Annotated in this window: 7 protein-coding genes and 2 tRNA genes; 5 read left to right on the forward strand and 4 right to left on the reverse strand. The window is 60.1% G+C overall.

Annotated features, from left to right (window positions below; all coding sequences use genetic code 11):
- Both P792_RS34315 and P792_RS34320 read left to right on the forward strand, forming a co-directional pair.
- On the forward strand, positions 1 to 1,425 hold a 1,425-nt coding region (locus P792_RS34315), incomplete at its 5' end, for an intermembrane transport protein PqiB (protein ID WP_035440793.1).
- 100 nt (positions 1,426 to 1,525) lie between these two features.
- Positions 1,526 to 2,086, forward strand: a complete 561-nt coding sequence (locus P792_RS34320; RefSeq protein WP_235075536.1) for a membrane integrity-associated transporter subunit PqiC — start codon at positions 1,526 to 1,528, stop codon at positions 2,084 to 2,086.
- Positions 2,087 to 2,204: 118 nt separating this feature from the next.
- Here the strand turns inward: P792_RS34320 and nusG are convergent, their stop codons facing one another.
- From nusG to P792_RS34330, 3 genes are all read right to left on the reverse strand, one after another.
- Positions 2,205 to 2,735, reverse strand: a complete 531-nt coding sequence (nusG, locus tag P792_RS34325) for a transcription termination/antitermination protein NusG (protein ID WP_023979810.1) — start codon at positions 2,733 to 2,735, stop codon at positions 2,205 to 2,207.
- An 11-nt stretch (positions 2,736 to 2,746) separates the two neighbouring features.
- A complete protein-coding gene (gene secE, locus P792_RS38080; RefSeq protein ID WP_081866850.1) occupies positions 2,747 to 3,043 on the reverse strand; it encodes a preprotein translocase subunit SecE in 297 nt (98 codons plus the stop codon).
- Positions 3,044 to 3,126: 83 nt separating this feature from the next.
- Positions 3,127 to 3,203 (reverse strand) — tRNA-Trp (locus P792_RS34330).
- 184 nt (positions 3,204 to 3,387) lie between these two features.
- On the opposite strand from P792_RS34330, the gene P792_RS34335 reads away from it, so the two are divergent.
- Positions 3,388 to 3,461 (forward strand) — tRNA-Gly (locus tag P792_RS34335).
- 78 nt (positions 3,462 to 3,539) lie between these two features.
- On the opposite strand, the gene P792_RS34340 is transcribed toward P792_RS34335, so the two are convergent.
- Positions 3,540 to 4,100 (reverse strand): hypothetical protein, encoded by a 561-nt coding sequence (locus tag P792_RS34340; RefSeq protein WP_051395965.1) that lies wholly within the window; start codon positions 4,098 to 4,100, stop codon positions 3,540 to 3,542.
- A 469-nt stretch (positions 4,101 to 4,569) separates the two neighbouring features.
- On the opposite strand from P792_RS34340, the gene atpH reads away from it, so the two are divergent.
- Both atpH and atpA read left to right on the forward strand, forming a co-directional pair.
- Positions 4,570 to 5,118 (forward strand): ATP synthase F1 subunit delta, encoded by a 549-nt coding sequence (atpH, locus tag P792_RS34345; RefSeq protein ID WP_031241589.1) that lies wholly within the window; start codon positions 4,570 to 4,572, stop codon positions 5,116 to 5,118.
- A partial coding sequence (atpA, locus tag P792_RS39395) for a F0F1 ATP synthase subunit alpha (protein ID WP_035440797.1) occupies positions 5,118 to 6,102 on the forward strand: 985 nt, incomplete at its 3' end. The genes atpH and atpA, both read left to right, overlap by 1 nt.

Below are 6,102 nucleotides of genomic sequence, written 5' to 3' on the forward strand. Positions count from 1 at the left end.
CCGGACATGCGCCGTGTGATCGTTCATGTGCGCATGAACGGGGACACGGAAGACATCCTGACCGATCATACGCGCTTCTGGGTGGTGCGACCCCGCATCAATGGGGCCAGCATTACCGGGCTCGAAACCCTGCTTTCAGGGGCCTATATCGCAATCGATCCGGGTGAGAAGGGTGGTCGCTATGAGACCAACTTCACAGGGCTCGAAGCCGCACCCGGTGTGCGTTCCGACCAGCCCGGCTCCACCTTCATGCTGGTCACGCCGACGCTGGGGTCCATCGGTGAAGGGGCTCCCGTATTCTTCCGCGACATGTCTGTAGGCGAGGTTCTTGGCTACACCATGCCGCCGGGGGGCGAGGGGCCGATCATGGTCCAAGTTTTCGTCAAATCGCCCTATGACCATTACCTTCGCACCGATTCGCGTTTCTGGAACGTCTCGGGCGTGCAGGTGGGGCTCGGTGCCGGTGGCCTCAAGGTCCAGCTGACGTCACTTCAGGCGCTCCTCTCCGGTGGTGTGGCCTTTGGCCTTCCGACGCGCCGCCTGAAAGTCGATGCCCCGCAGGCACCGGCCAACTCGGTATTCCGTCTCTATGCAAGCCAAGCTGAAGCCGACAATGCGCGTTATCATCAGCGTGTGAAGGCAGCGACCTATATCGACAGTTCAGTGAAGGGACTGACGTCCGGAGCTTCGGTCAGTATGTTCGGTATCCAGGTGGGCAGTGTGACCGATGTCTCACTCAAGGTGAACGAGCAGGACGCCACAGCACGGGTACGCGTGGAAATGGAGCTTGAGCCCGAGCGCGTTCTGAACAGCGAGGAAACATCGCGGGACTCGCAGCACAAGCTGCTGGAGGCTTTCGTTGCCAAGGGGATGCGCGCTTCAGTCGAGAGCGCCAGCTTCCTGACGGGCGAATCGATGATCGGTCTGCAATTCGTCAAGAACGCCAAGCCTGCGTCGCTGACCTATGAGGATGATGTAGCCATTATCCCGAGCCAGCCTGGCGGGATTGACGGCATCATGGCTTCAGCTGCCACAACTATGGATAAGGTGGCCGCCATGCCCCTCACCCAGATTGGCGAGCATCTGAATGATCTCCTGGCCCACGCGGACCAGCGTCTGGCCAGCCCTGAGGTCAAGCAGTCGATCGTCGCGCTGCGCGATTCACTGCGTCATATCTCGGAACTGACCCAGAATGCGAGCGAAGGGATGAAGCCGCTTCTCAAGAAGCTTCCTGCCATGAGCGACGCCCTGCAGGGCACACTCAAAAATGCGCAAACCGTTCTCGCAAGCTATGGCGGCGATACCGATTTCCACCGGGATCTGCAGGCCATGATCACGCAGCTCAGCCAGGCCGCACGCTCCATTCGTTTCCTGACGGATTATCTCAACCATCATCCTTCAGCCTTGATTACGGGACGCCACTGACGTGCAGATTTTTTCCTTCCCTCTCCTCGGTCAATCGCGTTCCCGGTCGGTGGGGCGCGTGATGCCTCGACTATGCGCTAGCGCATTGATGCTGGGTGTCATGGGTACTGCACTGACCGCCTGTGGCAGCGACCCGACGCTTTATTCTGTGGCGTCTGTTCCCGGTGTGGCCCAATCTGGTGGGCCGGTCACGGTCGAAGTGCGAACCCCGGTTGTAACGGCCAGCCTCGATCGCGATGAAATCGTGCGACAGGACAAGGACTACAAGCTGGAAATTGCCAAGGGAAATGCGTGGAGCGAGCCGATCGGTGACATGATTGGCCGTGTGCTTACGCATGATCTGGCCCAGCGCCTGCCGGGCAGTACGGTCTTCGCGCAGAACGATGCCGTCTCGACCAAGGCGCAGGCCTTTGTTGAAGTCACGATTACGGCGTTCAACGCGGATCAGCAGGGCAACGCCCTGCTGACGGGATCGCTCTCGGTGCATGGCGACAAGCCGGGCATCGGCCCCAACCTCACTGTGCCGGTGCAGCTTCAGGCCCATCTGGACAACAAACGGGCCAACACGCTCGTGGCGGGGCTCAGTACGTTAACCGGTCAGCTCGCCGATCTGGCTGCGCAGAAAATCCGCGCTCTGCCGGTATTGCCGATCACGCCCTGAGGGTAAGCGGGGCTTTGCCCCGCTTCCGTTGGGGAGACAGGTTTGCCTGGCCAGCGGCAGAGGACACAAAAAAACCGCCTCCTTTCGGGGGCGGTTTTTTTTGTCTATCGAGAGATGATCAGAGCTTTTCGACCTGTGTATAGTCCAGCTCCACCGGGGTGGAACGACCGAAGATCGAGACGCTGACCTTGAGGCGCGAACGTTCTTCGTCCACTTCCTCGATAACGCCATTGAAAGAGGTGAACGGGCCATCGGCCACGCGGATCTGCTCGCCAATCTCGAAGGTAAGCGCGGAACGCGGACGCTCCACACCTTCTTCCGCCTGCTTGAGCATACGCTCGGCTTCGGCTTCGGTAATGGGCGAGGGACGATTGCGCGTTCCCAGAAAGCCGGTGACCTTGGGTGTGTCCTTGACCAGATGCCATGCATCATCGGTTAGTTCCATTTTCACCAGCACATAACCGGGGAAGAACTTGCGCTCGGCATTGATCTTACGACCACGACGAACCTCGGTGACGTCCTCTGACGGAACCAGCACTTCCTCGAACTGGTCGCTCAGACCCTTCTGGGCTGCCTGTTCCTTGATGTGGGTCGCAATCTTCTTCTCGAACCCGGAATAGACATGCACGACGTACCAACGCTTAGCCATGGTTGTTCGTCTTAGCCTCCAACGCCAAAGAGTTCGCGCACGCCAAGCCCGATGACCTGGTCGACAACGAAAAAGAAAACTGAGGTAAGGGCAGCCATGGCAAGGACGGCGCCCGTGGTGACCAGCGTGTTACGGCGTGTTGGCCAGGTGATCCTGGTCGCTTCCGTACGTACGTCCTTCAGGTACTGAACCAGATTGAAACGAACGGCTGGTTTGGACGAGGGTTTCGGGGCGTCTTTCGAAGCGCCTCCCTTGGAGGGCGAAGACTGCTGGGACCCGTGTTTTGGGGTAGTGACCGACACCGTCATCCTCATATTCTTCAGAAAGCCGCGCGTGGCGGAATACCGCGCCCGACTCCGCTCGCTGGAGTAAACCAGCGGCTGCGGCGTGGTGGCAGGGGCGGAGGGTCTCGAACTCTCAACCTCCGGTTTTGGAGACCGGCGCTCTAGCCAATTGAGCTACACCCCTAGCGTCGTCCGCCTGGTCAACCGTCGAGGATGAAACATCCAGTCGGGTTGGGTCATGACGAGACCACTTGCGGCGTAATGCGGCGCTCGGGCTTTTAAGTCAAGAGATCATTTGCAGTTTTTCGAGCAAAACTGTCTCTTGCTTCAACGCGGGATCAGCGTTAGGGAGAGCCATCAGCTGAAGCGCGGGCGTAGCATAGTGGTAATGCAGTAGCCTTCCAAGCTTCTGAGGAGGGTTCGATTCCCTTCGCCCGCTCCAGCCGATATCCCTCCCGGAAAATCAGTCTTTTTCAAGCTAATCTCTCACGCCCTGCCGTGGGCTGATGCATGTCGCCTGTCATTCGGTCGCGCAGGGTCTGTGGCTTGCATGGGCCGAGGCAAACTGCGTGATCATGAGGGCAACCGGCGCGTCGCCCACATTCCCGGACAGATGGCCTGCATGGCCCTGTGCATCGGACTTTGCCCCGATATCCTCACTGAGAAGAGCGTCGCCGGGGTTCAGCTCGACGCGCGTGCCATCCATGCTTTGCACGAACCACACACCCTGAATGGGGATGATCCATTGCACGCTTTCGGGGGCGTGCCAGCCACCCTTCCAGTGGGCGGGCTGGATGCTGGTCACCATGCGCGCCTCACCCTGCTGGGCATGGTTCACCCATTGCGGATCGGCGTGGGCAGCAAGGCGGCTCAGGGTAAAATTCTTCAGCTTGCATTTCGTGAGATGGCTCACACCCTGCTCATCAGTCCAGTTATCCCAGTAAGGCACACCGGCAGGTTGCTCGACCGATGGCATCTCGGGTTGGGCGAAAGCCGTGAAGGGCATCATCGCTGCCAGAATCGAAATAGAAGACAGCGTGCGGCGACAGGGTAGAGGGCGGGCAAGGTAAGCGGCAAACATCAGGTAAGGGGGCCTTTGGCTCTCAGTTGGGGGTGGTGGCGGGGTTTTGGCAAAATCACACGCATAAGTGCAACCTCGGGAACGAACCGGTCTGGCATCGGGTGTCCACGCGAGAGAGTCATGACGCTGCTTTGAGCCTGCATGGGCGCAGGACCGGGCAGGGGCGGTGTTTGGGCAGGTGCTCCCCGCCAGAAGAGAGGCAAGGCGGCGATTTCAGCGCCTCGTGGCCTAGAGTGTCAGTTGCACTTGGCGCGGCCTGCGTGCTAGACGCCCCGCGAGGCCTGATCCGTTATTGCGGAATCGGGACGAACAGTCTCGTTATCTGAGTCATGATCAATCGGTTCCATGAACGATGCGATGGGCACATGCCCTGCACTATGGTCGCGATGGTCATCAGGATGTTTGTGTAATTGGGGTGGGAACGCCGGACGTGACAGTGGTCGAAACAGCCGAGGCACCGCAGGTCAGCATGGATGCGTCGGGGGGCATGGCGCAACGCTACGCTCTCGCGCTCTATGAATATGCTGAAGAGAAATCGGTGCTCCCTGAAGTGCTGGATCAGGTGCGCGCCCTGCGCAAGCTGATTGCGGAAAGTGCGGCACTGCGCGAATTTCTGGCCGACCAGAGCCTCGATTCCCGCCAGGCAGGCCAGGGCCTGGAAGCTGTTCTCAAGGCGCAGGGCTTCAGCGAGACGCTCAAGCGCTTTATTGGTGTGGTGTCACGCAACCGTCGTGCATCACGTATTGATGAAATTCTCGGTGCCGTTCTTGCCCTCGACGCCAAGCGTCGTGGCGAGACGATTGCCGAAGTGCGCAGCGCGCAGCCTCTGACGGCTGGTCAGCGCAGCGCCTTGCAGACTCGCCTGGCCGAGGCGGGCTATGCCCGTGTCTCCATGATCGAGCGCGTTCAGCCTGAGCTGATCGGTGGCCTTGTCGTGCAGATTGGCGCCAAGCTTTTTGATACCTCCATTCGCGGGCGTCTGACCCGCATCCAGAATGCCATGAAGGGAGCCGCGTGATGGATATCCGTCCCGCAGAGATTTCGGACATCCTCAAGCAGCAGATCGCGTCCTTCAATGACGAAGCGCAGGTCTCCGAGACGGGCACCGTCCTGTCCATCGGTGACGGTATCGCGCGCGTCTATGGCCTGTCGAATGCCATGTCCGGCGAAATGGTCGATTTCCAGGCTACGGGCGACCGCGGCATGGTGCTGAACCTCGAAGAGGACAGCGTCGGTATCGTCGTGTTCGGTGATGGCGATGGCATCCGTGAAGGTGACACCGTCACCCGTACGGGCGCAGTGGTTGAAGTGCCGGTCGGCAAGGGGCTTCTGGGTCGCGTTGTTGATGCCCTCGGCAACCCGATCGACGGCAAGGGCCCGCTGACCGACGTCGTCATGAAGCGCGCCGAAGTGAAGGCTCCGGGCATCATGCCGCGCCAGTCCGTGTGCGAGCCGATGCAGACCGGTATCAAGGCGATCGATGCCCTGGTGCCGATTGGCCGTGGCCAGCGTGAACTCGTGATCGGTGACCGTCAGACCGGCAAGACCGCCATTCTGATCGACACCATCGTGGCCCAGAAGCCTGTCAACGCCACGGGTGACGAGAAGCAGAAGCTTTACTGCATCTATGTCGCTATCGGCCAGAAGCGTTCGACCGTTGCAAACCTTGTTCGTACGCTGACGGAAGAAGGCTCGATGGAATACTCCATCGTCGTCGCCGCCACAGCGTCTGACCCGGCACCGATGCAGTATCTTGCACCGTACTCGGCCTGCTCGATGGGTGAGTTCTTCCGTGACAACGGCATGCACGCCCTGATCTGCTATGACGATTTGTCCAAGCAGGCTGTGGCCTATCGCCAGATGTCGCTGCTGCTGCGTCGTCCGCCGGGCCGTGAGGCTTTCCCGGGTGACGTGTTCTATCTGCACTCGCGTCTGCTCGAGCGCGCCGCCAAGATGTCCGACGAGTTCGGCGGTGGTTCGCTGACGGCTCTTCCGGTGATCG

Source organism: Asaia sp. SF2.1 (genome assembly GCF_000505765.1).
Classification (GTDB): domain Bacteria; phylum Pseudomonadota; class Alphaproteobacteria; order Acetobacterales; family Acetobacteraceae; genus Asaia; species Asaia bogorensis.

What these genes read in the sequence shown, in the direction of transcription:
- P792_RS34320 (WP_235075536.1), top strand. Translation starts at nt 1,526, where the DNA reads ATGGGTACTGCACTGACCGCCTGTGGCAGCGACCCGACGCTTTATTCT.
- nusG (WP_023979810.1), bottom strand. Translation starts at nt 2,735, where the DNA reads ATGGCTAAGCGTTGGTACGTCGTGCATGTCTATTCCGGGTTCGAGAAG.
- secE (WP_081866850.1), bottom strand. Translation starts at nt 3,043, where the DNA reads ATGACGGTGTCGGTCACTACCCCAAAACACGGGTCCCAGCAGTCTTCG.
- P792_RS34340 (WP_051395965.1), bottom strand. Translation starts at nt 4,100, where the DNA reads ATGTTTGCCGCTTACCTTGCCCGCCCTCTACCCTGTCGCCGCACGCTG.
- atpH (WP_031241589.1), top strand. Translation starts at nt 4,570, where the DNA reads ATGGATGCGTCGGGGGGCATGGCGCAACGCTACGCTCTCGCGCTCTAT.